The organism is Neobacillus rhizophilus (assembly GCF_018343535.1).
GTDB lineage: Bacteria > Bacillota > Bacilli > Bacillales > Cytobacillaceae > Neobacillus > Neobacillus rhizophilus.
Genome location: NZ_JAGYPF010000003.1, coordinates 762,299 through 789,009, shown reverse-complemented (window position 1 = coordinate 789,009; position 26,711 = coordinate 762,299). Strand labels below are relative to the sequence as shown.

The following is a 26,711-nucleotide window of genomic DNA, read 5'->3' as shown; positions in this document are numbered from 1 at the left end:
GAGTAGAAATAATATGAAGAAAATCGGATTTATCGGACTTGGAATTATGGGTAAGCCTATGAGCAAAAACCTAATCAAAGCCGGCTATCAACTGATTGTCAGCGATTTTAATCAAGATGCAGCGAACGAACTTCGGGAATTGGGTGCAGAAGTAGAATATACTCCTAAGGCCATTACAGAAAAGTCAGATATTGTCATTACGATGCTGCCTAATTCTCCGAACGTGAAGGAAGTCGCTTTAGGTGAAAATGGACTGATTGAAGGTGCACATGAAGGATTAATTTATGTGGACATGAGTTCGATTGCACCAGGTGCTTCTCAGGAAGTGTATAAGGCATTGGTGGAAAAAGGAGTCGAAATGCTTGACGCTCCTGTCAGCGGCGGGGAGCCTAAGGCCATTGATGGAACCATCTCCGTAATGGTCGGCGGCAAGAAAGAAGTTTTTGACGAAGTGAAAGATGTACTGGATGCTATGGCCGGATCGGTTGTCCACGTTGGGGAAATCGGCGCAGGTAACGTTACCAAGCTTGCCAATCAAGTGATTGTTGCCTTAAATATCGCAGCGGTCTCTGAAGCATTTGTGTTAGCGCAAAAAGCGGGCGTGAACCCTGAAGCAGTTTACCAGGCAATCCGCGGCGGTTTGGCAGGAAGCACCGTATTAGACGCAAAAGCACCGATGATGCTCGATCGTAATTTTAAACCGGGCTTCCGTATAAATTTGCACATGAAGGATTTAACGAATGCACTAGAGACTAGCCATGAAGTTGGGGCTCCAACACCATTAACAGCGGCGGTTCTTGAAATGATGTATGCATTAAAAACCGATGGCCACGAGTTTGAAGATCATAGCAGTCTTTTAAAATACTATGAAAAATTAGCGAATGCTGAGGTTAGCCGTTAACTTAAAATGCATAGAAACGAAACGTTGCAGTCGCTCTGCAACGTTTTTTTTATAATGATACAATAGTCACAGGATATATTATAATAAAGCTGTCAAATTAAATCCAAGGAGGTCAATAATGGATCATTCTCCTAAAAAAATTACATTTGGGACCGTGACTCGAAATACATTGTCCAAGCAGGTAGAGGAAAATATTACCCAACTATTGATCAGCGGCCAAATGAAACCGGGAGATAAGCTTCCTACGGAAATGGAATTGATGGAAATACTAAATGTCAGCCGTCCTGTCTTACGTGAAGCACTTAGCTCTCTTGAATCATTGGGCATTATTACACGGAAAACCCGTGAAGGAACTTTTTTTAACAATAAAGTCAGCAGTCATCCTTTTTCAGTCATGTTAGCACTGGCTTCCGATAACTTACAAGCCATGATTGAAGCACGGATGGCTTTAGAATTAGGGTTAATTACCATTGCTGCTGAAAAAATATGTGATGAAGACCTAGAGAGGTTAAAACAAACCATCGATGTCATTGAGAGCAGCAAGGACAATAATTACTGGGAAGCAGATCTTGAATTTCACCGCATTATTGCGTTAAGTGCGAATAATCCAGTGGTGGAAGGATTGATTGATTCTTTAATTGTCACTTTAATCAAAACAAACAGTATAGTAAAAGTCCGTGAACGAGAGCGAACCCTTAACCACCATATTGCTATTTACAATGCTTTGGCGAAAAGGGATCCCTTTGAGGCATTTCATCAAATGTTTTTGCATCTTGATTATGTCCGGCAAAAAGTATTGAAAACCGACAGATCTGATTGAAATAGCAAAAATATAAGGATGTTTGCTATGAACGATATGCAAAGAATTATAATAGAGTCTGAATAATGTTTTCCAATAAACAAGGATGGTGGTTAAGGATGGCAAAGTATCGAATGGTGCGAACTAACGAAGTTAGATAAAGCGGTTATCCCAGCAGGAGACCGCTTTTTTTGTTGCAAAACGAAAAAATATTAGTCTTTAAAATAGTAGATCATGCACAAAGCCATGCTCACGACTTAGGAGTGGCTGCGATACAAATGCTTTAATGGTTTACATGTGGGTATAATCCAATTTTGGTTAATGATTGTCGATTTCTACAATAAGTAGAATTCGACAAACCTCTATGGTTCCCCCAGTAAATTACAGAACAGGCCTGTCCCAAGTAGCATGGGCAGGCCGTCCTATTAGTTAAACGTGACATTTACCTTATAACTAATATTCTTAATAAATTCCTTTAACACTTTTTCTGCATTTTTCTCTGCAGTATCTAGTAAACCAGCAGAGATGGCTTCTTGACGAATTTGCTCTTTTGCCTCAGAGGCATTCTTCAACCCCTCATCCATTTTAATATCAGCACGGAAAAGCCCACCATTTTCAAAGGTGTGCATTTTATCCATCTGTAATGATGGTTCCTAAATGAGCTTTGCATGAGGAAGGGTAATATCTATATCTTTTGTTTCTTCATTAATAACCATGTCCTCAGAAGTAATCCCTTTCAAATCAAAACCAGCAATAACCGTCCCAGGTACAATTAATAGTAGTTCTCGCTTTGGTTCTGGCAGATTCTTAGAGATGTCTTTCCCAAGGTTTATTGAGTAATTTTTCATTTTTTGTCAAAGAAATTCCAGATTTACAGCATATTAACAATTTTTAAATAAACGTTTTACATTAATATTATAAGATTAATAGGATATTCAGATTTTGTTTAGCGAGGTGATTACCTTTTTTGTCGAAAAAAGATGAACGATCTGCTTGCTTTATTCATTCTTGGTAGAGCAACTCAGGAGATGGGAAACCGGTTTTTAGAGGAATAAAATCATGTTTGGTATGCGAAAACGATTCAATTTCAACAATTTATTGCTACAGAAAATACCTATGTGAAGGGGCAAACTTTTTTATGAAAGCAAGAGGAAAAAGACTATTATCCATCCTGTTGGTAATAGTAGTGATCATGAGTAGTTGGGGTGGGGGGGGCTCTGTATATGCAGACAATTCAGCTAATCTAGAAACTGTTGCAGCATGGAATATGACTACTGCAACAGAAATGTCCGCATCCATTCCGGCGACAAGCGGTAAAAATAAAGACAACGCACTATTTTCTAACTCTCAGGGAGCCGTTCCTACCATTGGCAGCTACGCTGATACAGATTCTGTATACCTTGGTAAGTGGGCTGGGGGTATGGATAGTAAATATTGGCAAGTTGAACTTTCTACCAAAGGTTACGAACAATTGACAGTAACGGGGAAGGTTTCGTCATCTCCACAAGGGCCAAGAGATTTTAAGGTCATTTACAGCACTGATGGAGACAACTGGAAAGACATAGAGAACAGCAGTTACAGTACAACAACAAGTTATTCTCCTTTAAATACATTAGCTTTACCAGAAGAAATACAAGATAAGGATAAAGTATTCCTTCGCTGGATTATGACTTCTAACTATAAAGTAAATGGCGATGATGGTACAACTGCTATGGCAGGTAATACACGTATCAATGATATCGTTATTCAAGGTGTTAAAATTTCTCCAGAGGGTGATATTCCTCCGGTGGATGATACTCCACCAGTGGATGATACTCCACCAGTGGATGAAAACCCTCCAGTGGAAGACAGTAGCTATTCATGGAACATTAACAATGGAGATCTATTTAACGGCCAATTGTATGTAACAGGAGCATCAAAAAAAGGTAACGACAACCTGTCTTTAACGGTAGATGGAAATCCTATTGACGGGATGAATACAGACGGCAATGCTTACATAGATTTTCGTTCCTCTGGAATACAATCTGAAAGTCAAAAATTTAAAAATTCAACATACATTAACGATCAATTCAATGCTTATATTCCTAAGGATGATGTGCAGCAAAGATTGCCGCTTAACCAAAGCCTCCTGACTCCAGGACAGGTTAATAGCATCAGTATTGTCATTGGGAATTCAGCTGGGGACTATAATGTTAATGCTGCACCGAATACGACAAATTATGATGACTTTAGTGTGTTTGATTTTTCTATTTCTTTACCAAACGGCGGTAAAATCCTACCTACAGGTGTAAAGTTGTATTATGCAGTGGATCCTGCCATACCTGCATCTCAAAGTAATCAGATAACGGAAGAAGTTTATTTGGACACAAAAAGGTATAGCATGGGTGACGGATTCCCCGGCGGCAGTAATTTATCCCTTGCATACAAGATTGATATTCTGTTCGATCTGACAGCATGGGATAACAAGGTAAAATTATTCTCAGTGGATACAACGTCGCTAGCGGATGGGAATCATACCATTGTGCTATTGGATAACGGTACTCCAGTCAAAACAGCGACCATTACTACGGACAATACAGCTCCGGTGGTCGAGCCTTCTGTCACGGACGGTGCCATGATCCGGTCAACAGATGGTTTAAAAGCATCCATTACAGATGCAACCTCTGGTATTGCATCTACACTAGTTAAACTGGATGGGACAACCATCTCTTTGCCATATGACTCTGTTTTAACGTCAGGCACTCACACTCTCCTTATTACAGTTACGGATAAGGCAGGCAATACGACAACTAAAACGGTAAGTTTTGAAGTGGACAGTGCTGAATTAAGTGTGACAAATCCCCAGACTATAAGGGGTGAAAATCATGCAGATCTATTGATTACTCCTAATGTACCTGGTGGTGGAAAGGCGGATATAACTTTTTATAAGGCTGTAAATATTAGCGACATCCACGGTTATTCCAATGTGATGGACAGTACAAATTTTCAAAATAAGAGCTATCCTGGGGAAACTGTTCTCGAAGAAAAAGTTGGCGGTTATGTTACGACTACTTCGGAATCAGGCATGCCATATCAGGCCTATGATGTGAATGTAGGGGAATCTGCTGGGAAAGTTGTTCTGTCGTTTACAGGACATACGCAAGGCAGTGAAAAGTTAGCATTGGCAGTTTGGAATCATAAATTTGAAAAATGGGTAAAGGTAACTTCTGGACACGGTTCGAAGGGTTCTGATTTTACATTGACTGCAAAAGTAGATACTGCGGAATTTGTATCGGAAGGTAAGCTTCGGGCAATGATTGTTCCTGATCTTGAATCGAATGGCAGTGACACCATAGGATGGTTCACAGATACACAATATTATACAGATACAAATTTTTATGCTGCTGATGATACGTACAAAAAAATGACACAATGGTTAGCAGACCAATATAACCAAAATAATATCGGTTATGTAGCCCATACTGGTGATCTCATTCAATCCGTTGGCAATATGGCACAATGGAAGATTTCAGATGCTGCACATAAAATATTAGATGATGCAAAAGTTCCTAATGGTGTTGTTACTGGAAATCATGATGTGGGGGACTATACAAATCTAAGATATGAAACTAGCGGGTATTTCTCCTATTTCGGTGAGGGCCGCTATGTAGGGCAACCATGGTATGGCGGAAGCTACAACAATAATACCCATCATTATGACCTCGTTACCATCGGAGGAAAAGACTTAATCATGCTTTACCTAGGGATGGGAGTTGAGGTAACGCCTGATACGGTTACATGGGCAAATTCAATTCTTAAAGAATACAGCAATCGCAGTGCGATTCTATTAGTGCACGAGTACCTTGCAACAAATGGCGACTTTGACAAAGCTCAACGTGGTCAGCAGATATTTGAAAAAATTATTGTGCCAAATAATAATGTAGCTCTAGTATTAAGCGGACATAATCCTGGGGTGTCCAGAAATACAAGAACAGTCCCGGGCGCATCACGTTTCGTACAGGAAATTATGAGTGATTACCAGGATTATAACCGTGGTGGAGATGGTTTTCTTCGGACACTTCAATTGAAAGACGGAAAGTTGATTAATAAAACTTATTCGCCTGTAATGGATAAATACAATGCTTTCTCGCCAGAAGCGGATGACTTTACAGTCGATCTTCCATTACAAAATCCAAACAGAACAATATCTACCGCTTCCTTTACTGCTGGTGTCACAGAAGATGTGAAAATCGGAAATACAGTTTCAGTTGAAAGCGGAAATATAGCCGCTACTGTATGGGAGCCATTGGCAAGCAGCGATACGGGTTGGTTTGCAGAAGTTACTGCAAATGGAAAAACCCTTATCACACAAGTGTATCCTTTATCGGACAACCCTATTCAGGTTGATCCTAATAAGGCGCCGCAACAACTGACGATGCATATAGGGACAGATGCATCAACAAGTGTCAATTTCGCTTGGACAACCAATAAGAAAGTTCAAACGTTATTGAAAGTGAATAAAAAAGGTGAAAGTCAGCCAACTACAGTGAGTGGAACCAATGTGCAAGGTGCTGGGGGCAGATATTTTCACAAGGTAGAGGTAACCGGATTAACACCTGGTACAGAGTATGAATATACAGCGGGAGCAGGCGCAAACACGCTCACAGGAACATTTAAAACAGCACCTGAAGCAGGGAACAAAGATAGCTTTACTTTCAACTATATAGTGGACCCGCAAATCAGCAACGCTGTAAATGCAATAGCAGTAGGAGCCACTTTTAATGAATTGAGCAAGTTAACAGATTCAGCCTTTACTTATATTGGTGGTGACTTAACGGATACAGCATCCAGTGAGACACAATGGAACTTGTTCTTTAATAACGGCGGGGCCTATCCAATGGCAGGGGCAGATTTCTTGAAAAACAACCTCATTTCTGTCGTTCAAGGGAACCACGACAATGCTACCTTTAACGGTCATATTAACGTACCAAATCAATCAGGCGGTGCTTATGCCTTTGATTACGGTCCAGTAAAATACGTAATGCTTAACACCCAAAATGCTACACAACCAGAATTAGAAGCACAAGAGGTTTTATTGCGATCAGAGGCAGGGAAAGCAAAAGAAAATGGACAGTGGATTTTTGTTGGTATGCACAAGGCTATCTACACCGGGGCCAGCCACATAACAGATAACGATATTATCGAATTAAGAAAGTATTGGTCACCAATATTTGCAGAATTGGATATTGATGTAGTCATGCAAGGGCATGATCATGTGTTTTCAAGAGGTTTTATTAACGAACAGGGTGTCAATGCAAAACCAGAAATGCTTGATGAAACAACGGCACTACAGCCAGACAATGTACCATTCTATATGGTGGCTCTTACAGCGGGCGGGTTGAAATGGTATGGTGAAAAGAATTATACGGTTACGGCTAATGATCCGCTAGCAACGAATTATCAATTCCTTGATAAAAACTCTGCTAAACCAGTCGGCGATCCGTTAAATCCTCAAGGGCCGCAGAGTGATATCGAAAAAGAGACGGCTTATGTGACAGTAACGGTAGCACAAGATTCTGTAACCTTTAACACGTATGCGTTTAAGTATGACCAAACGAAAAATGAAATCACAAAATTGCCATACTTGTACGATACTTACACGATAAAGAAAAAAGCAACAGCAGAGAATCCAGTCAATAACGCACCAACTGCGGATGATGCTTCGTTTACCATTGATGAGAAGACTGCAAATGGAACAGTAGTCGGCGCTGTTAAGGCAAGTGATGCCGATGGTGATGCATTGACATACAAAATCTCTTCCGGAAACAATGAAGGAACGTTTGCCATTAATGAAAAGACCGGAGAAATAACAGTTGCCGATGCAACGAAGTTACATGCAGCAGCCATAGCGGTTTACACACTTTCCATTCTGGTAAGTGATGGACAGTATGAGAAAATGATCACGATCACCATAAATGTTCTCTTTAGTGACGTGCCTCATCTTCAAAAGGAAGTACTGGTCACTCCTGTAAAGGCTGGAGACAGAGCAACCGTTTCTGATGACCAAATCAATCAACTGGCTGAAGATGGAACTCTTGTGGTTGAATTAAAAAAGAGTCTGGACGAAGTCACTACGATTCAATTTACACCTGGCCAGCTGGAAACGCTCATCAATCGCCAGGCGAAAATTAAAATAGTTAAAGATGATGTGGAGCTTCTAGTAGATGCCGCAAACTTCGCAAAAGGGGAAAACCTTGTGATTAGCATCGAAAGAGTGGGCAAAAACCCTGAAAAGCTTCCTTCATCCAATTTGGCAGCAGGGGCTGTGTATGACTTCACAATCAAACAGGGTGATAAAATTATCAGTAATTTTGCCCATGAGATACAGCTTGCTTTCCCTGTAAGTGGAGTCGACCATCCTGAAGAATTAAAGGTATTTTATTGGAATCCAGATAAAAAAGTCTGGGAATTAGTTGGGGGCACATTCGAAAATGGCCAAATTAAAGCCATGACGAAGCACTTAAGTACGTATGGCGTCTTCCGTCCAAATGATCTGGTAAAAGCAAATCCATCAACAGATGGACAAGTACAAGGTACAGAAACAGAAAATTCATCAATAGAAAAACAACTGCCAAACACAGCAATAAACAAAAAAGTTCATCCATCAACAGAAGTGCAACTGCCAGAAACAGCAACAAACATGTATAACTGGCTGTTTGCAGGAATCATTCTCCTGCTCATGGGGGGAACGATCTTGTTTAAACAAAGATTAAAACAGAAACAATAGGTGTCAAATAAATGCCTATCACCACCCGTATTTTGTGAATTCTTCGGCATTATTCGGGTGGTGCCAGGCACTTTTTTTGGAGCCCACTTTGTACTCTGTAAAGGAATTAATACAGAAACTACTAATCTTCTGACTATTATTGATAAATTATTTAAATAACATTTTCCAAATAATCTTTTAATTTTACTGACAATCCGCCATTGCCAAATTTTAATTTTTTTCCTTCTGAATACATACTGTCATGTAGATTACATAGAAAATTTATGATTGTTTTTCTTCTGATCAATAAGTTATGGAGCCCATTCTTGTAAAACCACGAATCGATCGTGTTATAGACACCTTTATTGACCCCATACTCCTCCTCAACAAATGTCGAAAACAAACGATCAGGCAGGTTGATATTTTGTTCTAATGATTTTCGCCCATTTTCATTATCCATCTTAAAATAGGCCCCCGCAAAATCTGCATGTTACGCAATCAGGGATAAGCAGGGCCATTGCTTCGCTGGAAGATGAGCTTGGAATATATCTCTTTAACCGGACACGATTAGGAGTGGAACCAACGGTTGATGGAAAAGAATTAATTCAAGATGCTGAAGGGATTGTTTTAAAGGTTCAAGAATTTGAGGAGAAAGCTCGAAAGAAACTTTTATGTAGGAAAAAGCCAAGTGGTAAGTTCGGTCATTCCTATGTTTGGCAGCGCCCCTTCGTAGAAATAAAAATAAATAAAGAATTTTACTATTAAAAATTTCTGTATACAAACGCTTATAAAAAAGTGCTGCGGCCTTAAGGGGAAGGATTTATTTTTTAGCTAGGGTTTAAAATTGGAGAATTAAAAGATTATTAAATTATCTATCTGATTATAATTATAGTAAAGGGACTCAGGAACTTTCTAAGTAGAAAAATCTGAAAGGATGACAAAATGTCGGAAATGAAAGATGAAATCATTTTAAGAGGGCTTAAAGAACATAATTTAAAAAATGTTGATTTAAACATACCAAAAGAAAAAATAATCGTATTTACTGGTCTTTCAGGCTCAGGAAAGAGCTCAGTCGTCTTTGATACATTAGCAACAGAAAGTAGAAGACAAATGACTTTGAACTATCCTCTCTATGTCAGAAATCAAATGCCAAGGTACGAGCGACCCCACGCTGATCTAATGCAAAACTTAAGCCCGGTTATCGTAGTAGAACAAAGACCAATAGGAGGCAATTCTCGCTCAACAGTAGGCACCTATATGGATATAAATCCATTAATTAGACTGTTGTTCTCGAGAATAGGAAATCCACCAATAGGTTCTGCCAGCGATTTCTCGAGCCAAAGTTCCTTTGGCAGATGTCCAGAATGCGGTGGATTTGGGGAGGTAATTGCACCCGACCTAAATAAGATGATTGATTTCGATAAGTCACTTCGAGATTATGCAGTGAAATTTAAGCCATTATCGCCTTCAGGTTGGCAAGGCCATTGGATGATGACTTGCGGATTATTCGATCCAGATAAACCCATAAAGGACTACTCAGAAGAAGATCTCCATCTGCTATTATACGGTCCCCGGGAAGGGGAAAGAGCCTATGCGCCGTTTCATACGAAAAATGGACCTCATAACGCAGAATGGGATGGGTTATTGCCTAGATTTACGCGGGTCTATATCAATAGAGACATCTCAAAACTAAAACAAGTATCCCAAGATGATGTTTTAGCCGTATCAACACATTCATTATGCCCAACCTGCCAAGGTTCTGGTTTAAACCCAAAGGTATTAGAGTGTAGAATAAATGGCTTAAATATCGCAGAATACGATCAATTAGAGCTTCCGGAAATACTGGAAGAACTAAAGAACATAAAAGATCCTATGGGAGAATCAATAGCCCGACAAGCAATCCCGCATGTAAAACAACTAGTCGACATGGGACTAGGATATTTGAGTCTTTCTAGAAAAATGGGCACCCTGTCCGCTGGCGAAGCTCAAAGGGTAAAAATCGCCCGTCATTTGGGGAGCAGTCTCAACAATATTACCTACATTTTCGACGAACCAAGTGCAGGACTCCATCCAGAAGAAGTGGATATGTTAATTATGATGCTAAAAAGGCTAAAAGACCAACATAATACTGTCATCGTGATCGAACACAATCTATCAGTCATAAAAGTAGCTGATGAAATAATAGAGATGGGGCCGGGAGCAGGTGTAAATGGAGGGGAAGTTGTCTATCAAGGAAAATTAGAAGGGCTAAAAAACTCTCCCACCGCAACAGCCCTAAACCACAAACTAAAAATAAATAAAAATCCAAGGGATATAAAAAGTTATTTTACAATAAAAAGGGCAAGTAACAATAACTTAAAAAATATAAGCGTAGATATACCTAAAAATGTCTTAGTCTGTATAAGTGGTGTATCTGGTTCAGGTAAAAGCTCTTTAATGTTGGAAGCCTTCACACAAAAGTATCCGGGGACCATAATGGTAGAACAAGGCGGCATAGGAATCTCCAACCGTTCGACCCTAGCTACATATATGGGAATAATGGACGATATTCGCACCATATTTTCAAAAGAAACTGGACAAGCAGCAGGTTTGTTCAGCTTTAACTCGCGAGGAGCATGTCCGATTTGCAAAGGAAAAGGAGTCCTAACGCCAGAAGTAGCATTTGCAGACCCTGTGACAATTCCTTGTGAAGCATGTGGAGGTACGAGATATTCAGACGAAGCATTGTCATATCGATATCGAGATAAAAATATAGTGGAGATTTTAGATTTAACAATAGACGAGGCTATTCAATATGTTGAAATACCAAAGATCATAAAAAGAGTGCAAACGCTAAAAGACGTAGGATTAGGTTATCTGACCTTAGGACAGACTACAAGTTCCCTAAGCGGAGGAGAAATCCAACGTCTAAAACTCGCAAGCCACTTGCAAAAAGAAGGACAAATCTACTTATTAGATGAGCCATCCTTAGGACTACACACTGAAGATAATGAAAAACTCCTAGACGTATTTCAAAAACTCGTAAACAGAGGAAATTCTGTCATCATCATCGAACACAATCAAAACTTTATAGCGGCGAGCGACTGGGTAATCGAATTGGGTCCAGGTGGAGGAAAACAAGGCGGACAAATTATATTCGAAGGCACACCGGAAGAGATGTTACATGCAGAAACATTGACAGCGAAATGGTTAAAGGATGGAGTTAGAAAACATTCAGGACAGGCGGTATGTAATTAATTTACTCACAAAGACCCCAGTGTTACCGGTTACACCCGACATATGTGGAGTTTATCTCCCAACAAAATTTAAAGAAAGGCAACTAACCCAAATGGGCGTTGCCTTCTGAAAATTGTGTACCTCAGTCACAATATCTGGAAGGATCTCAGCATAAAATAGACCCTTACCCCACTTAGTTGGTATTAACTCCATTACCTATTGTTTACGATTCTTAGAAACTGGGAAAATGAATCTTTACTGACCGTAGCAGATGTTGATGCCCAACAGGCAGTACCAATGTCTAGGCAATCAACCGAAATCTTTCGTACCGGAAGAGATATTCCAAATGGATTCCAACTCGATCTGCCGGCCAGGGGAAAAAGGGGGAATTCTGAGTGGCCCACTACCGGAGGATTTGGGGGCATTAGGCATTGGCATCGCCGCAAGCTGCGTCCCCTTTTTTGATTTTCCTTTTACTAAGTTGGTGTCGCCTATCGGCTCTTTGGAGGAGAAGAAGTGTGTTCCCCCTCACCCTTAATGAAATTTTTCTAGGCTGTCAAAATGGGCAGCTTTTTTTTATTTTCAGGGTGTCAATGCAGTCGATTTATTTCGCTCAGCAGTTTATAAGTAACCTAGAAGGAAGAAGTCGTATCGTTTCTAGGCAGCACTGTCCAGAAGGAATATTTATCACATAGGAAAGTGGTGGCATAAATTAATAAAATAATATTCATTTATTAAAAAATGGCGGTGAGAGAAAATGATTGAAGTAAAGAAATCAAAATATGGCAGAGGGGTATTTGCAACCCGCGACATTCAGAGTGGTGAACTGATACATGAAGCTCCAGTTATTGTATCTCCGAAGAGGGATTACAAATATTTGAAAAAGACGATTATGATGGAATACGTGTTCTGGTGGGATCAAGCTAATGATGAGTGTGCACTTGCGTTAGGGTACGGTTCTTTATTTAACCACTCCTATACGCCCAATGCCTTGCATGAACACAATTTTGCTAATAGAACCATTGACTTTTATGCACATACCGATATAAAAGCTGGAGAGGAAATTCTAATCAACTATAATGGAGAACCTGACGACGATGAGCCCTTATGGTTTGACGTCATCTGATCTAAATAGTCCCCCAAGGAGATTAAAACAGTTATATAATCGAAAAAACACTCACTGTTGTTGTTAAATCAACATTTATGAGTGTTTTTTTTTTTGTTTAGGGAAACTGTTTCCTTATATCGATAACAGTGGAATATCATAAAATATTCACTTTTTTATCAAAACCACCCTATCCGTTTTCCTCATCAAACCATAAATAGAGAATGGATAGAGTTTTTCAATAAACAAGGATGGTGGTTAAGGATGGCAAAGTATCGAATGGTGCGAACTGAATTTTGGGAAAATGCGGTTGTGTTGGAAGAAATGAAGAGTATTGACAGTTTCGTTCATATCAATAAAATATTTCACAATATTGATAATGAAAAAAGATAAAGACATCCCCATTTAAAGGAATGTCTCAATGATTGGAAAAAGCTTCATAATTCATGAGGATTTAATAAAATGTAAGCACATTAACATTAAAAATGAAATGGCAATCATACTTGTTACCCATAGCCACGCCAATTCCATATTACCTGAATCAATTGCTACATAAATGGCTGTTGGAATTGTTTGGGTTTTCCCTGGGACATTTCCTGCGAACATAAATGTGGCTCCGAACTCACCTAATGCTCTCGCAAAACTCATGATTGCACCCGAAATAATCGATTTAAGGGCAAGAGGAAAGGAAACAAGTAAGAATAATTTGAATTCATTTGCTCCGTCTATACGTGCAGCATTCTCAATATCTTTATCAATTCCTTCGAATCCGGTTTTTGAAGATTGATACATTAGAGGAAAGGCTACCACTGTGGAAGCAATAACAGCCGCCCACCACGTAAAAATAACAGGCTGTTTAAATACCCACTCAATCAATTGACCTACTGGACTATTCTTTCCAAATATAATAATTAACAAGAAACCGATAACAGTAGGAGGTAAAACCAACGGAAAAAGGAAAATCGTTTCAACAAGAACTTTCCCTTTGAATTTCTTATTCGCCATTACTTTTCCAAAAAAAACTCCAAAAATTAATACCCATATTCCTGATACAGATGCGACCTCAATGGATAGTCCGACTGGTGACCAAAAGTCAGTTTGCATTTTAGTTATTTCCTTACCAAGGCCACTCGCTGCCTTCCGCATCATCGAGAAGCAACACATCGACGGAGGAACCTGTCTTGAAACCTCTCTGCCCACCCGGCAATATTATTAAACTATTTGCTGTTGCAAGTGTTGACACCATACTTGATTTATCAAATCCAACTGGTATAACTTCTAACCCATTTTCGGTAAAAGACATGTAACCTCTAACTAAACGAGTAAATGAAATTGGAGTTGGAAAATCTGCTTGTAAGATGGCACTTGCTTTTTTTAAATGAGGCTTTTTTGAACCAAAGAAAGTTTTAACTATCGGTCTTACAAAAAGTTCAAATCCAACATAACAAGCTGAAGGATTCCCTGAAATCCCAAATAATAATTTGCCGTTTAATTCGGCAACTGTCGTGACGCTTCCTGGACGCATAGCAATTTTGTTAAATAATACACGTGCACCAAGCTTTTCATAAATGGCAGGTAAATAATCGAAGTCACCAACAGATACACCACCGGTTGTAATCAAAAGGTCTACCTGGTTTATTGCATTTGAAATTGCTTTATAACAGTCTTCAAAATTGTCGGCTAACTTGCCAAAATAATAAGGAATCGCACCCACTCGTTCAATTTGTGCATGCAACATAGGTGCATTACTATTCCGAATCTTCCCGGGTTCAAGTTCCTCATGAACATCTAACAGTTCAGTTCCTGTTGCATAAATGCCAATAAGAGGCTTTTTTACAACTTTGACCTGGTTATAGCCGAATGTTGCCAGTAACGCTTGAACACCAGGATTAATATATGTACCGTTAGGAACTAGTATATTTCCTTTTTTTACATCTTCTCCTCTAAAAGTTACATTGTCACCCGCTTGATATGAACGTTCGATGGCCATGTATTTTTTTCCGTCTTGCTCAAATTCCCTTGTTAACTCAAGTAAGACAACAGTATCACAAAGATCTGGCATTTGTGCACCTGTCATAATACGGACTGCTTGAAATGGTTTCACTTCTTTTGTTCCAACATAACCAGCACCGATTTCTTCAATGACTTCAAAAACAACAGGTTCGTGACTGCTAGCTGTTAGTGAATCCTTTGAACAAATCGCAAAACCGTCATACCCAGAACGATCAAAATGAGGTACATCATGGTCTGCGATTAAATCCTCGCATAAATATCTTCCATAAGCTTGTTCAAGCTTTATTTCCTCCACTTCTCCAAAGCGGGCAAATTTCATAACCTTTTCAACTGCTTCTCCTATTTGAATCGGGGTTCTTATTTCTACCATAATCAATTCGTCCTTTTCTAAAAAGAGTTAATGAATAAGGGATCCTAATTATTTCCACCTAATTAAATCTTTGTGCAGGTCGCCATTTAACTTTATTCCTCTCACATTGACCTTTGCTTAATCAGTAAATGCCCTGATATTATAATTAGAATAATTTGATTATAACAAATATAAAAAGTGATAAAAATAATTATCTGATTTTTTAAAAAACAACAAATAAAGAATAATTATTAGGTTAGTCATATAGTAAGCATACAAATTAAATATTGGTAAGAATGTACAAAAATTGCTAATATTCAAATAAATATATTTCCACTATCTTTAACTTGTAAAATATATTTACCAGAATGATATCCTTTATGAAGAATCCTCACCGGCCCATTGCATCTACCATTTACTGAAATAAAGGAAAATTTCATTAGATGACTACGTTTAAAATTATTGTTTGCTTCTATGAATCCTTCTAAAGCTATTTCAGAAATACCTTCTCAATAACTACTACAATGCTTTTCGCAAACTTTATCGTTAGCTTGTTTGTTGCCTCGTCCATTTAAGAGGGGGCTATTTTAGACGGCATCTTTTGCACTTGTAAAAACGGAACTTAATTTTTTGAAAGGGGGGGATGCCGCAAATAGAAAAAATTTTAAGAGTAAAAACCCATGATATGGAAATGGTTACAATGATCAAAGAATTTTTTTACTAAGGGAGGAGAATTAGTGGAAAAGTTAACGCCATGGAAACTAGGAACTTTAGGTCTTCAGCATGTATTGGCCATGTATGCTGGGGCCGTGATCGTTCCCCTTATTGTAGGACCTGCGGTAGGCATGACCGCGGAGCAATTGGCTTACCTTATTTCCATCGACTTGTTCACCTGCGGAATTGCATCATTGCTTCAAGTGGTTGGAGGAAGGAAATTTGGAATCAAGCTTCCAGTTATATTGGGGTGTACTTTTACTGCCGTCGGGCCAATGATTGCCATTGGAAAACTTCAAGGCATTACCGCCATTTATGGTGCCATCATCGTCTCCGGGATCATAGTTATGATACTTGCTCAATTTATGAGTAAAGTAATGAGGTTTTTTCCGCCTGTCGTAACAGGAGCTGTTGTAACGATCATTGGGATATCACTTATTCCTGTGGCGATGAACAACGTTGCAGGTGGAGCAGGGGCACCTGATTTTGGGAATCCGCGAAATTTATTACTGGCAGCATTGACACTAGTCCTGATTATAGTAATTAACCGATACAGTTCAGGCTACATAAAGGCTGTTTCTGTTCTGCTATCCATGATTATAGGTACTCTGGCAGCTGCTGGTATGGGAATGGTGAATTTGTCACCAGTTGGAGAGGCTTCCTGGTTTCACATGGTGCAGCCCTTTTACTTCGGGATTCCCACTTTCCATGTAACCGCGATTCTTTCAATGACTCTTGTCGCCATTGTAAGCATGATCGAATCCACAGGTGTATTCCTGGCATTGGGGGAAGTCTGTGATCGGAAACTGGAATCGGAAGACATCAAAAAAGGATTGAGGGCGGAAGGTTTGGCTGGTGTTCTTGGAGGAATCTTTAACTCCTTTCCATACACCTCATTTTCCCAAAATGTTGGATTGGTTGCCCTTACGAGAATTAAAACACTCAATGTAGTCATTGCCGCTGGTGTGATCCTGATGATATTAGGATTGGTGCCAAAAGTGGCAGCGCTTACAACCATCATTCCAAATCCTGTTCTTGGTGGAGCAATGATTGCGATGTTTGGTATGGTTATTTCTTCTGGGGTCAAAATGCTTTCCCGGGTCGATTTTCATAAAAATGAAAATCTACTGATTATAGCGGTTTCGGTAGGAATTGGTCTGGGGGCCTCAGTTGTTCCTGACGCATTTGCTAAATTACCAGAGGGATTGCGTTTAATTTTCCAAAACGGAATCGTAATAGGTAGTTTTACCGCTATTGGGCTCAATCTATTTTTAAACAAAAGGGAAGAACAAAAGAGTATTGATATATTAGAAGATCTCAAGTCGGATCATTCGGCAGAAGCAAGTATTTGATAAAATATCCATTCGAAGTGTTATCTTGGGAAGTGCTTGAAACAATTTCAACTCGTATGGTAAACGAAGTCCTTCAAGTCTAGCGGATCGTGTATGACCATACGAGCATGCTGCTGGAAAAAATTGAGTGGGAGCAAATAAGAACATTTCCCGAAATAATTCAAAAAATATTCGTCCTTTTTCCTGATGCTGACATAATTCATTGATAAGATATCAAACGTATAATATTGGGGATATGGCCCAAAAGTTTCTACCAAGCCGCCTTAAAGGGCTTGACTACGAGCAAAGTGTTAAATGGGAAGGGACTCACTCCATTATATTTACAGAACCATAGTCAAACGCACTGGTAGCTGCCGGGGAGTTTTTTTAGTAGAAAAAAATTTTCAGGGGGAAATAGGATGAAGAATTATTATGAGTTTGAAAAATTGGGGACTAGTTATCGTCAAGAATTCATTGGCGGCTTAACCACTTTTCTAGCGATGGCGTACATTTTAGTAGTCAATCCGCTGACACTTTCCTTAGCAAGTATTAAGGATTTTCCAGATGCGTTAAGAATGGATTATGGTGCTGTCTTCGTGGCTACGGCAATTGCATCTGCTGTTGGCTCGATTGTGATGGGGCTGCTCGGTAAGTATCCATTAGCGCTGGCACCGGGGATGGGGTTAAATGCTTTCTTTGCCTATACCGTTGTTTTGGGAAGCGGTATTCCCTGGCAGCACGCCCTTGGTGCGGTATTGATTTCCGGTGTGTTCTTCTTTCTCTTAACACTTACCGGCATTCGTGAAAAAATCATCAACGCGATTCCGGTTGAATTAAAGCATGCTGTTGGAGCGGGGATTGGTTTATTTATTACCTTTATCGGCTTGCAGGGATCGGGCATTATTGTTAAAAATGACGCTACGCTGGTCGGTTTAGGGAAGATAACTAGCCCGACTGCACTTTTAACGATTTTTGGAATTCTCATTACGGTTATTATGATGACTAGAGGAGTTAAAGCAGCAGTATTTTTCGGAATGATGATTACAGCTGCCGTTGGAATGATTTTCGGGCAAATTTCCCTTCCGCATCAAGTGGTTGGCGGTGTGCCAGATATTAAACCAACCTTTGGCGCCGTATTTTCGGCCTTTGGCGACCCTTCATTCTGGTCAACCGCCATGCTGGGGATTGTTCTTACTTTCTTATTCGTTGACTTCTTTGATAATGCAGGAACCCTTGTCGCAGTTGCCAACCAAGCGGGCTTAATGAAGGATAACAAACTTCCTAATGCTGGAAGAGCGTTGTTGGCAGACTCCATTGCTACAATGGCAGGTTCGGTGCTCGGTACTTCAACAACTACTTCTTATATTGAATCATCTGCAGGGGTAGCATCGGGAGCGAAGACAGGATTTGCTTCATTGGTCACAGCTGGATGCTTTATTCTTTCACTCTTTTTCTTCCCGCTTTTATCCGTTATTACTACACCTGTAACGGCACCGGCATTGATTATCGTCGGAATATTAATGGCATCCTCGCTTGGAGAAATAGACTGGAAAAGGTTTGAAATTGCTGTTCCTGCATTCTTAACCATGATTACCATGCCTCTTACTTACAGCATTGCAACTGGTATTGCCGTTGGCTTTATTTTCTACCCGATCACAATGATTGTGAAGGGAAGAGCCAAGGAAATTAATCCAATCATGTACCTATTCTTTGCGATCTTCCTTATTTATTTTATGTTCAAATAAATGGAATAAAAGCCGCCTGATTTATCCAGACAGCTCAGATTCTCGAAATGAAGAAATCTATTTTCTTGTATACAATTAGAAATTTGGTCTAATTGTCTCTACCGGGTTGCCGTAAACTACCTGACTACAAGAATAATCTGAAGCTATGTTGTATTAGCTTTAGTTTATTCTTGTAGTCTTTTTATGTTACGCCACTCGTTTTTAAGTTTAAATGGGGAATTTAGAAAGGGGAATTTTTAATGGAAGAAATTTTTGCCGTTAAAGGCAATATTATTTTTACGAAGGAATTCGGCAAATACGAAATAATGGAAGATGGATATATTGTGGTTCATGGAAAAAGTATTAAAGGTGTTTATAAAGAACTTACAGAAGAATATAGGAATATAAGGGTAGAAGACTATGGTGATTCTTTAATCATACCTGGTTTTGTTGATCTTCATTTACATGCACCACAGTTTGCTAACCTAGGATTAGGTCTTGATAAAGAATTAATGCCTTGGCTTGAAGCCTATACATTCCCGGAGGAATCGAAATATTCAGATGTTCATTATGCTAGAAAGGTATATTTTTCCTTAATAAGGGAACTGTGGAGGTTCGGTACTACCAGGTCCTGTGTTTTCGCAACAATTCATAAAAATACAACAAAATTATTGATGGATCTATTCGCAGATTCAGGTCTTGGAGCCTATGTTGGAAAGGTGAATATGAACAGAAATTCACCTGATTATTTGACGGAAACGACAGAAGCTTCGCTTAATGACACTGAAGAAATTTTAGAAGAATATTGCGGCAAATATGAATTGGTAAAGCCAATTGTTACACCTAGATTTGTTCCTAGCTGTAGCTTTGAACTTCTGAAAGGACTTGGAGAGTTAGCTGAAAAATATAATGTTCCTGTACAGTCTCATTTATGTGAGAATTATGGAGAAATTAGTTTTGTAAAATCATTACATCCTGAGTATAAAAATTACGCTGAAATATATAATGGCGCTGGTTTATTCGGAGATGTACCTACTATAATGGCACACTGCATTTTAGTTGATGAGGATGAAATTGAACTTATGGTAAAAAAAGATTTATATGTTGCACACAGTCCTAATTCAAACTTTAATTTATCAAGCGGTATTGCACCAATAAGAAGACTGGTTTCAAGAGGAGTGTCTGTGGGACTTGCAAGTGATATATCAGGTGGGCACAGTTTATCAATGATGAACGTCATTACCAGTAGTGCACAGGCTGCAAATATCAAATGGATTGAAAGCAATAGAGTTGATCAGCCTTTAAGCACTGCGGATTTATTTTATCTGGCAACAAAAGGCGGGGGTAAATTCTTTGGAAAAGTAGGAAGTTTTGAAGAAGATTATGAGTTTGACGCTCTTGTCATTGACGATCGTAATATCCCTGCTTTTAGAACGTTTACGGTAGAAGAAAGATTACAAAAATTTATCTATACTGGTGATGATAGAAATATTAAAGAAAGATATGTTTCAGGTAAAAAAATATCAGAGCCCAAAGTTTATTAAGCTATAATCCTATTAAAATAGCTCAAGTCGGATCATTCGGCAGAAGCAAGTATTTGATAATAGATCAATTCGAAGGATCACTGATTATTTTAGTGATCCTGTTTTTTTTAGTAAGAATATGATTATGGAGGCGGCCATAAGTTCCTTTTTTTGATGTCTATAGGTATTCATTTACTAACTTTATAAAATTTTTAGCAGAGGCGGAGACAAAATGATTTTCAAGCCAAATGACACCTAAAGAAGAGATTAAATTGGCATCCCTAATTGGTGTAGAGTAGAGACCGCTGTTCCCATAGACCTCTAATACAGATTTTGGCACGATGGTTACCCCCATTCCCCCCTTAACCATCTCCATTAATACATGCATATCAGAGCATTCACCAATAATTATTGGTTGCAGCTTCTGTCTAGAAAAGGCTTCAAAAATGGTATTATAGATGCCTAGACCCTCAGAACTCGGAATAATAAGGGGCATATGGGAAATCTCTTTCAAAGAGATCATGTTTGCCTGTATCTTCTTACTGCTTACGAAAACAAAGTTCTCATTAATAAGATGATGATAAGTCAAGCCGCGATGGTCAATGGCAAGACGTACAAATGCGATCTCAATGGCTCTCGATTTTACCATTCCCGCCAAACGAGGGGAATCATTTTGAACAATTTTTAATGGAACAAGCGGATATTTTTTGTGGAAGGATTGCAACATTTCTGAAAATCCTGTAACCGATAGGGTATTGATACCTACAGATAGTACGCCCCTTTTCCCATCTTCTGTTTCCTGTAATTCATTTTTTATTTCTTGGATACTGTTCACTAGAAGCAAAGCATGTTTATAGAGCACGTTTCCTTTATCAGTTAACTCCATACCCTTGCCATTTCGCTCAATTAATTTAACACCAAGCTCTTCTTCTAATTGTTTCAGCTGCATACTAAGAGGCGGTTGAGACATATGTAGCCGAGCAGCGGCAGCAGTTATATTCTTTTCCTCAGCTATCGCTATAAAATACCGTAATTGTTTGATATCCATTCATTTCTCCATCTATTTAAATAATATATGATTTCTATATAAATTATATATTTTTCGTATAGTATACGTCTATGATATCATAATAATATGAAAATTCAAAAAGTTATTTTACGCCAGCATCTTAGTTTGTATTTATCACGGAGGTGACCAAAAATAGAAGCAATCATCTTGGCTGCTGGATATTCCAGCCGGGCGAATACCTATAAAATGACTTTGCCGCTGGAGCATATGACGATATTGGAGCAAACCATTTCTAAATTTGAAGGGTTAATCAGCAGGGCTATTATCGTAGCTGGGTTTCAAGCGGAAATCATCGAAGAGGAAATAGCAGAAATCAGCAATAAAAATGCCTATTCATTCCAGATGAAGTTTGTTTATAATGAAAACTTTGACCAAGGAATGTTCAGTTCTATACAAAAGGGCTGTCGTGAAGTAAGTGACCAAGCCTTCTTTCTAACACCGGGGGATTGTCCACTTGTTAAGAAAGAGACTATCCAGCTAATTGCCATGCAAAGAGGGGACGTTGTGATTCCCAGCTTTAACTATAAAGGCGGTCACCCGATCAAATTATCAAGTGAAGTGAAACAGAGAATTCTAGATACCGATTCTAAAGGAATTTTGCGTACGGTCCTCGCCAGTTACGAAAGGAATTATGTGAATACAGATGATCCTGGAGTAATCATGGATGTAGATACACCGGACGATTACCAAAAAGCCATGGATTATTATAAAACGAAAATGTCTCATTTACCTTTATGGGGATAAAAATGAATTATAAAATTCATTTTTATATATAAATTTTTGAAAGGGGTTTCTACTAATCTATGTTTCAGGTGAAAAAATTTAATCGAAGGGAGTGGCTGCAATGAGACTAAAGGATATAAGCACTCCAGTGCCCAAAAAGGACCATAAAGATAAAGTATCAGGCCAGCTGCCTTATATTAGTGACGTGAAAGTGGACAATATGGTTTATGGTGTTTTGTATCGGTCGCCGATTGCATATGGAAAAATCAAATCCATTTACGTGCCAACTCTTCCTGAAGGATATGATGTAGTTGGGGCAGAGGATATCCCGGGTCCGAATTACGTGAAAATTATTAAACAGGACCAGCCTATTTTCGCCAATGAGTGGGTCAACTATATTGGGGAGCCGATTCTCATGCTCGTTGGCAAAGATTTGAACACCCTCTACGGGCTGAGAGATAAAGTGAAGGTTGAATTTGAAGAACATCAGCCTATCTATACATTGGATGAAGCAATCGATCAGATATCTTCTGCAAGTTTCGTTAGCTATGAATTTGGGAAAGGCTTAGATATCATTTCAGCTATCGAGCAAGATGCCCATCAAATTGTTGAAGAAGAATATACGACGGGTTATCAGGAGCATGTCTACCTTGAGCCACAAGGAATGCTTGCCGTTTATAAGGATGATGAAATTGTCGTCCACGGATCGATGCAAGCTCTTTATTATATAAAAAATGCATTGCTAAGCGCTTTAGCCTGTGGCGACGATGAGGTCAGAGTGGTGCAAAGCCCTACAGGCGGCGGTTTTGGCGGAAAAGAAGAATTTCCTTCGATGATGGCCTGTCACGTAGCCATTGCCGCAAATGCTGTTAAAAAATCAGTCATGCTCGTGTTCGACCGCCATGAGGATATGGTGGTGACGACAAAAAGGCATCCGGCCAAATTCAAATATCGTACTGCCCTTGATAAGGAAGGAAATATTCTGAGCATGTGTGTTGACGTCTTTCTTGATGGCGGGGCGAATGAAGGATTGAGTTCTGTTGTGCTGCAGAGGTCATTATTAAATAGTGCCGGTGTTTATAACATTCCTCATTTCCATGCCAAGGGCCATGTGTTAAAAACCAATACAGTTCCGAACGGTGCCTTCAGAGGCTTTGGTGCCCCGCAAAGCTTTGCCGGAATCGAAAGTCATATGGGCCATCTTAGTAAATACGCTCAACTAGACCCTCTTGAATATAAGCGAAAATACCTCGTCAAACAAGGAGACCCTACCATCACAAAAGGAAATTTCCGCGACCCAATCTTAATGGAAGAAATGATTGAGGACCTGTTGGATGCCTCAGATTACAACAAGAAAAAAGAGGAGTTCCAGCGATTCAATCAACAAAACCTACGCTATAAGAAAGGCATTGGGACTTCAGTATTCCTCCACGGCTGTGGATTTACAGGCAGCGGCGAAAGAGATCATATTAAAGCAACGGTGAAACTAGTTAAATCAAAGGACGGCAAGGTTCTTTTAAAAATCTCAAATTCTGATATGGGACAGGGAATTTATACGACATTGAGTAAAATTGTCGCCAAAGAACTCGACCTCCCGTTAGAACAAGTCTCCTACCCTGATCCCGATACAAAAGAGGTTCCCGACTCCGGTCCAACCGTAGCCTCCAGAACGACGATGATTGTTGGAAAATTACTTGAACGGGCCGCAAAAAAACTAAAGGCCGAGTGGAAGTCAGGGGAGGAACAAGAAGTATTTGAGCATTATGTTCACCGTGAAATGATTCCTTGGGACGAAAAAACCTTCACTGGAGATGCCTACCCTGCTTATTCATGGGGCGTTAATTTCGTGGAAGTAGAAGTAGATACGTTAACAGGAATTGTAAAGTTAGAAAAAGTATACGGAAATTACGAAGTGGGGAAGGCCATCGATGATCGGATTATGAAAGGCCAAATTGATGGTGGTCTTGCACAAGGGTTAGCATACGGGTATCTGGAAAAGATGACGACAAAGCAAGGTAAAATCCAACAAAAAAGCATATCGGATTATGGACCTCCGACTTCATTGGACGTTGTTCCAATCGAAAGCAAGTTATTTGATAACCCATATGCGGATGGCCCGTCCGGGGCGAAGGGCGCAGGTGAATTGACATTAATCGGCGGAGCCCCGGCAGTCCAGTCGGCGATTGAAGATGCACTGCAGACTTCTTTTCAGCAAATTCCGGTTACAGCGGAAGTCATTATGGAAAGTCTTGAACGAAAGTTGGTGAATAGGGTTGATTAAATTTACCCTTAATGGAAAAACGGTGGAAACGGATGCTCCGCCCACTGCAAGATTACTAGATTTAATAAGGGAAGAGTTTGGATTAATTGGAACAAAAGAAGGCTGTGGTGAAGGGGAATGCGGAGCCTGCAGTATTTTCGTAAATAATTCCTTGCAAAACAGCTGCCTTATTCCTATTGGCGCGATTGCGGGTGCCGAAATTCAAACGATCGAAGGATTAATGGAAACAGAACAATTTAAGATTTTAGATGAGAGCTATTCCGAGTGCGGAGGGGTGCAGTGCGGCTATTGTATCCCGGGGATGGTCATGGCAAGTGCCGCTTTGTTATCTGAAAATCCCAATCCAACAGACGCGGAAATTCGTGAAGGCATTTCTGGAAATCTATGCCGATGCACTGGCTACAATATGATTGTGGATGCAGTTGAATTGGCAGCGAAAAAAGGTGAAGTCGTATGCCAGAAAAAATAACCGCGTATCGTTTTGACTATTTAGACGAAACCTTGAGCCAATTGAATAAAGAAGACTGTGCCATCGTAGCCGGCGGCACCGATGTAATGGTCCTTCACAAAAGTGGAAGGGGAGTGCCTCCTAAAATTCCTAAACCAGTTGTTTTTATTGATCATCTTTCCGAGCTCAAGCGGGTGTATCAAAAAGATAAGGATCTCCATATCGGAAGCTGCAGTACCTATGGTGAATTACTGGAAAACCCGTTAATTCCCATTGCCTTAAAAAATGCAATCAAAACGATTGCAGCACCGGCCATTCGAAACAGAGGGACATTGGGAGGAAATATTTGCAATGCATCTCCGGCGGGTGACACACTGCCATTATTATATGTTTACAACGCAAAACTTTTGCTGCGCTCCGTTAATGGGGATCGTGTGGTAGCAATTAGTGATTTTATTCAAGCACCGCGAAGAATTGGGCGAAATCACAATGAAATTTTGGCTGAAATCATACTGCCGTCAGTTTTAGAAGAAGGATCCCATGTCGTTTTTGAAAAAATCGGTAACCGAAATGCAGATGCCATTGCCAAAGTATCGTTTGCAGGTTACATCCGGATCAGCAATGAACGAATCGATGACATTCGCTTTGCCTTTGGAGCGGTCGGACCGACGATGGTTCGTTCGATTGATATTGAGAAGAAGCTACTTGGAAAACCATTCCCATTATCGGAAACGGACATCGATTCGATTGTGGCAGACTTTGATCAAATCATTCGGCCAATCGACGACCAGCGCTCCACAGCTGTTTACAGGAAAACGGTCGCCTTAAATCTTTTGCGTTATTTTCTTAACACGTCGCAATATCAACCGAATTAATGTTTAAATAAGGGGCTGAGCCATACATGCTGCTGATGGAAAAAGTGGCCATGCTGACTCGTCAAAATGAAACTTTTGCTCTAGCCATGATCATTGAATCAAGAGGCTCGACTCCCAGCCATGTGGGAAAAATGATTGTACACCCTGATGGCACGATTGAAGGGACTGTCGGAGGGGGATTAGTTGAATATTTTGTCATTGATGAGTGTGTGCAGGCAATTCAAAAGGGTAAATCGAAAATCGTTGAATATAAATTAAATAAACATGCTAAAGACGGAATTCAAATGAATTGTGGAGGAACAGTGCGGGTGTTTATTGAAGTTTATAAAAGCAGGCCTGAACTCGTTCTGGCTGGTGCAGGTCATGTCGCCATTGCGCTTTCAAAACTCGCCGATTTTCTTGAAATTCCCTATCGCGTTGTGGATGACCGGGAGGGTTATTGTACGAAGGAACGCTTTCCAAATGCGACCAGGCTTATTGTGGATGAGGATATTGGGAAGGCAACGCTTGCGGCCAACCTAAATGAAAAGTCTTACTTAGTGATTGTGACAAAAGATCAAGATGAAATCGTATTAAAAACAGCTCTGCAATTTCCTTGTTCCTATATTGGCATGCTTGCCAGCAAGCGCAAGGCAATTCAAATATTACAAAAATTAAAAGATGAAGGATTCTCAGAAGAACTGCTGGAGCGCGTTTCGTCTCCCATCGGGGTGGATATTAACTCAGAAACAACACAAGAAATTGCCATCAGTATTATCGGCGAAATCATCAAATTAAGCAAAGAAACAAGCCCAATAAAGGTGAAACAATTAAATAGATAAATAGAATAGATCCCGGGGGACGGTTCTGGCTGGTCAAAAAGGCCACTTTACCGCCCCTGTAGTCTTTTTGGAAC

Annotated in this window: 19 protein-coding genes, 2 pseudogenes and 2 riboswitches; of the genes and pseudogenes, 16 read left to right on the top strand and 5 right to left on the bottom strand. The window is 39.7% G+C overall.

Annotated elements, in window-relative coordinates:
* Positions 1–13 precede the first annotated feature (13 nt).
* A complete protein-coding gene (garR, locus tag KHA99_RS17340; RefSeq protein WP_213118700.1) occupies positions 14–901 on the top strand; it encodes a 2-hydroxy-3-oxopropionate reductase in 888 nt (295 codons plus the stop codon).
* Positions 902–1,019: 118 nt separating this feature from the next.
* Positions 1,020–1,721 (top strand): FadR/GntR family transcriptional regulator, encoded by a 702-nt coding sequence (locus tag KHA99_RS17335; RefSeq protein WP_213118699.1) that lies wholly within the window; start codon positions 1,020–1,022, stop codon positions 1,719–1,721.
* A 404-nt stretch (positions 1,722–2,125) separates the two neighbouring features.
* Here the strand turns inward: KHA99_RS17335 and KHA99_RS30865 are convergent.
* Positions 2,126–2,548: pseudogene (locus KHA99_RS30865) on the bottom strand (DUF4230 domain-containing protein).
* Between the two features lie 290 nt (positions 2,549–2,838).
* On the opposite strand from KHA99_RS30865, the gene KHA99_RS17320 reads away from it, so the two are divergent.
* Positions 2,839–8,466: a metallophosphoesterase gene (locus tag KHA99_RS17320; protein WP_213118696.1), complete on the top strand. Its 5,628-nt coding sequence runs from the start codon at positions 2,839–2,841 to the stop codon at positions 8,464–8,466.
* Positions 8,467–8,617: 151 nt separating this feature from the next.
* Here KHA99_RS17320 and KHA99_RS17315 read toward each other — a convergent pair whose 3' ends face one another.
* On the bottom strand, positions 8,618–8,905 hold the full coding sequence (locus KHA99_RS17315; RefSeq protein WP_249366715.1) for a hypothetical protein: 288 nt from the start codon (positions 8,903–8,905) through the stop codon (positions 8,618–8,620).
* A gap of 23 nt (positions 8,906–8,928) precedes the next feature.
* Between KHA99_RS17315 and KHA99_RS31545 the strand changes: the two are divergent.
* The 5 genes and pseudogenes from KHA99_RS31545 to KHA99_RS31230 form a co-directional block, all read left to right on the top strand.
* A pseudogene (locus KHA99_RS31545) lies at positions 8,929–8,985 on the top strand (hypothetical protein); the annotation flags it as partial.
* Positions 8,986–9,018: 33 nt separating this feature from the next.
* A complete protein-coding gene (locus tag KHA99_RS17310) occupies positions 9,019–9,210 on the top strand; it encodes a hypothetical protein (protein WP_249366714.1) in 192 nt (63 codons plus the stop codon).
* Positions 9,211–9,387: 177 nt separating this feature from the next.
* Entirely contained in the window at positions 9,388–11,682 is a 2,295-nt protein-coding gene (locus KHA99_RS17305; protein WP_213118695.1) for an ATP-binding cassette domain-containing protein, read from the top strand.
* 736 nt (positions 11,683–12,418) lie between these two features.
* Positions 12,419–12,787 carry an SET domain-containing protein gene (locus KHA99_RS17300; RefSeq protein WP_213118694.1) on the top strand — a complete coding sequence of 123 codons (369 nt, stop codon included), beginning with the start codon at positions 12,419–12,421 and terminating at the stop codon, positions 12,785–12,787.
* 243 nt (positions 12,788–13,030) lie between these two features.
* Positions 13,031–13,159: a hypothetical protein gene (locus KHA99_RS31230; RefSeq protein WP_261363807.1), complete on the top strand. Its 129-nt coding sequence runs from the start codon at positions 13,031–13,033 to the stop codon at positions 13,157–13,159.
* Positions 13,160–13,210: 51 nt separating this feature from the next.
* On the opposite strand, the gene modB is transcribed toward KHA99_RS31230, so the two are convergent.
* Both modB and KHA99_RS17290 read right to left on the bottom strand, forming a co-directional pair.
* Complete coding sequence (gene modB, locus KHA99_RS17295) at positions 13,211–13,870, bottom strand: molybdate ABC transporter permease subunit (protein WP_213118693.1); 660 nt, start codon at positions 13,868–13,870, stop codon at positions 13,211–13,213.
* A gap of 13 nt (positions 13,871–13,883) precedes the next feature.
* Positions 13,884–15,149: a molybdopterin molybdotransferase MoeA gene (locus tag KHA99_RS17290; RefSeq protein WP_213118915.1), complete on the bottom strand. Its 1,266-nt coding sequence runs from the start codon at positions 15,147–15,149 to the stop codon at positions 13,884–13,886.
* Between the two features lie 716 nt (positions 15,150–15,865).
* Here KHA99_RS17290 and KHA99_RS17285 point away from each other — a divergent pair.
* The 3 genes from KHA99_RS17285 (at position 15,866) to guaD (ending at position 20,441) form a co-directional block, all read left to right on the top strand.
* Positions 15,866–17,194, top strand: coding sequence for a nucleobase:cation symporter-2 family protein (locus KHA99_RS17285; RefSeq protein ID WP_213118692.1), 1,329 nt, complete (start codon positions 15,866–15,868; stop codon positions 17,192–17,194).
* Between the two features lie 197 nt (positions 17,195–17,391).
* A riboswitch (purine riboswitch) is annotated at positions 17,392–17,493 on the top strand.
* A 99-nt stretch (positions 17,494–17,592) separates the two neighbouring features.
* Positions 17,593–18,918, top strand: a complete 1,326-nt coding sequence (locus tag KHA99_RS17280) for an NCS2 family permease (protein ID WP_213118691.1) — start codon at positions 17,593–17,595, stop codon at positions 18,916–18,918.
* A 45-nt stretch (positions 18,919–18,963) separates the two neighbouring features.
* Positions 18,964–19,065, top strand: a riboswitch (purine riboswitch).
* Between the two features lie 92 nt (positions 19,066–19,157).
* On the top strand, positions 19,158–20,441 hold the full coding sequence (gene guaD, locus KHA99_RS17275) for a guanine deaminase (protein WP_213118690.1): 1,284 nt from the start codon (positions 19,158–19,160) through the stop codon (positions 20,439–20,441).
* Positions 20,442–20,598: 157 nt separating this feature from the next.
* Here the strand turns inward: guaD and KHA99_RS17270 are convergent, their stop codons facing one another.
* Positions 20,599–21,468, bottom strand: coding sequence for a LysR family transcriptional regulator (locus KHA99_RS17270; RefSeq protein WP_213118689.1), 870 nt, complete (start codon positions 21,466–21,468; stop codon positions 20,599–20,601).
* A gap of 168 nt (positions 21,469–21,636) precedes the next feature.
* On the opposite strand from KHA99_RS17270, the gene KHA99_RS17265 reads away from it, so the two are divergent.
* The 5 genes from KHA99_RS17265 to KHA99_RS17245 all read left to right on the top strand — a co-directional run bounded on the left by KHA99_RS17265 (position 21,637) and on the right by KHA99_RS17245 (position 26,637).
* Entirely contained in the window at positions 21,637–22,233 is a 597-nt protein-coding gene (locus tag KHA99_RS17265; protein WP_213118688.1) for a nucleotidyltransferase family protein, read from the top strand.
* Between the two features lie 100 nt (positions 22,234–22,333).
* Positions 22,334–24,493, top strand: a complete 2,160-nt coding sequence (locus KHA99_RS17260; RefSeq protein WP_213118687.1) for a xanthine dehydrogenase family protein molybdopterin-binding subunit — start codon at positions 22,334–22,336, stop codon at positions 24,491–24,493.
* Positions 24,486–24,962 carry a (2Fe-2S)-binding protein gene (locus tag KHA99_RS17255; RefSeq protein ID WP_213118686.1) on the top strand — a complete coding sequence of 159 codons (477 nt, stop codon included), beginning with the start codon at positions 24,486–24,488 and terminating at the stop codon, positions 24,960–24,962. Before KHA99_RS17260 ends, KHA99_RS17255 begins: the two co-directional genes overlap by 8 nt.
* Positions 24,947–25,816 (top strand): FAD binding domain-containing protein, encoded by an 870-nt coding sequence (locus KHA99_RS17250; protein WP_213118685.1) that lies wholly within the window; start codon positions 24,947–24,949, stop codon positions 25,814–25,816. Before KHA99_RS17255 ends, KHA99_RS17250 begins: the two co-directional genes overlap by 16 nt.
* 26 nt (positions 25,817–25,842) lie before the next feature.
* Positions 25,843–26,637, top strand: coding sequence for an XdhC family protein (locus KHA99_RS17245; protein ID WP_213118684.1), 795 nt, complete (start codon positions 25,843–25,845; stop codon positions 26,635–26,637).
* Positions 26,638–26,711: the final 74 nt, after the last annotated feature.

Bases quoted from the DNA above. Each gene is read 5' to 3' on its own strand.
- KHA99_RS31230 (WP_261363807.1), top strand. From the start codon at position 13,031: ATGGCAAAGTATCGAATGGTGCGAACTGAATTTTGGGAAAATGCGGTT.
- KHA99_RS17250 (WP_213118685.1), top strand. From the start codon at position 24,947: ATGCCAGAAAAAATAACCGCGTATCGTTTTGACTATTTAGACGAAACC.
- KHA99_RS17270 (WP_213118689.1), bottom strand. From the start codon at position 21,468: ATGGATATCAAACAATTACGGTATTTTATAGCGATAGCTGAGGAAAAG.
- garR (WP_213118700.1), top strand. From the start codon at position 14: ATGAAGAAAATCGGATTTATCGGACTTGGAATTATGGGTAAGCCTATG.
- KHA99_RS17290 (WP_213118915.1), bottom strand. From the start codon at position 15,149: ATGGTAGAAATAAGAACCCCGATTCAAATAGGAGAAGCAGTTGAAAAG.
- KHA99_RS17245 (WP_213118684.1), top strand. From the start codon at position 25,843: ATGCTGCTGATGGAAAAAGTGGCCATGCTGACTCGTCAAAATGAAACT.
- KHA99_RS17280 (WP_213118691.1), top strand. From the start codon at position 17,593: ATGAAGAATTATTATGAGTTTGAAAAATTGGGGACTAGTTATCGTCAA.
- KHA99_RS17320 (WP_213118696.1), top strand. From the start codon at position 2,839: ATGAAAGCAAGAGGAAAAAGACTATTATCCATCCTGTTGGTAATAGTA.
- modB (WP_213118693.1), bottom strand. From the start codon at position 13,870: ATGCAAACTGACTTTTGGTCACCAGTCGGACTATCCATTGAGGTCGCA.
- KHA99_RS17315 (WP_249366715.1), bottom strand. From the start codon at position 8,905: ATGGATAATGAAAATGGGCGAAAATCATTAGAACAAAATATCAACCTG.
- KHA99_RS17260 (WP_213118687.1), top strand. From the start codon at position 22,334: ATGAGACTAAAGGATATAAGCACTCCAGTGCCCAAAAAGGACCATAAA.
- KHA99_RS17335 (WP_213118699.1), top strand. From the start codon at position 1,020: ATGGATCATTCTCCTAAAAAAATTACATTTGGGACCGTGACTCGAAAT.
- guaD (WP_213118690.1), top strand. From the start codon at position 19,158: ATGGAAGAAATTTTTGCCGTTAAAGGCAATATTATTTTTACGAAGGAA.
- KHA99_RS17305 (WP_213118695.1), top strand. From the start codon at position 9,388: ATGTCGGAAATGAAAGATGAAATCATTTTAAGAGGGCTTAAAGAACAT.
- KHA99_RS17300 (WP_213118694.1), top strand. From the start codon at position 12,419: ATGATTGAAGTAAAGAAATCAAAATATGGCAGAGGGGTATTTGCAACC.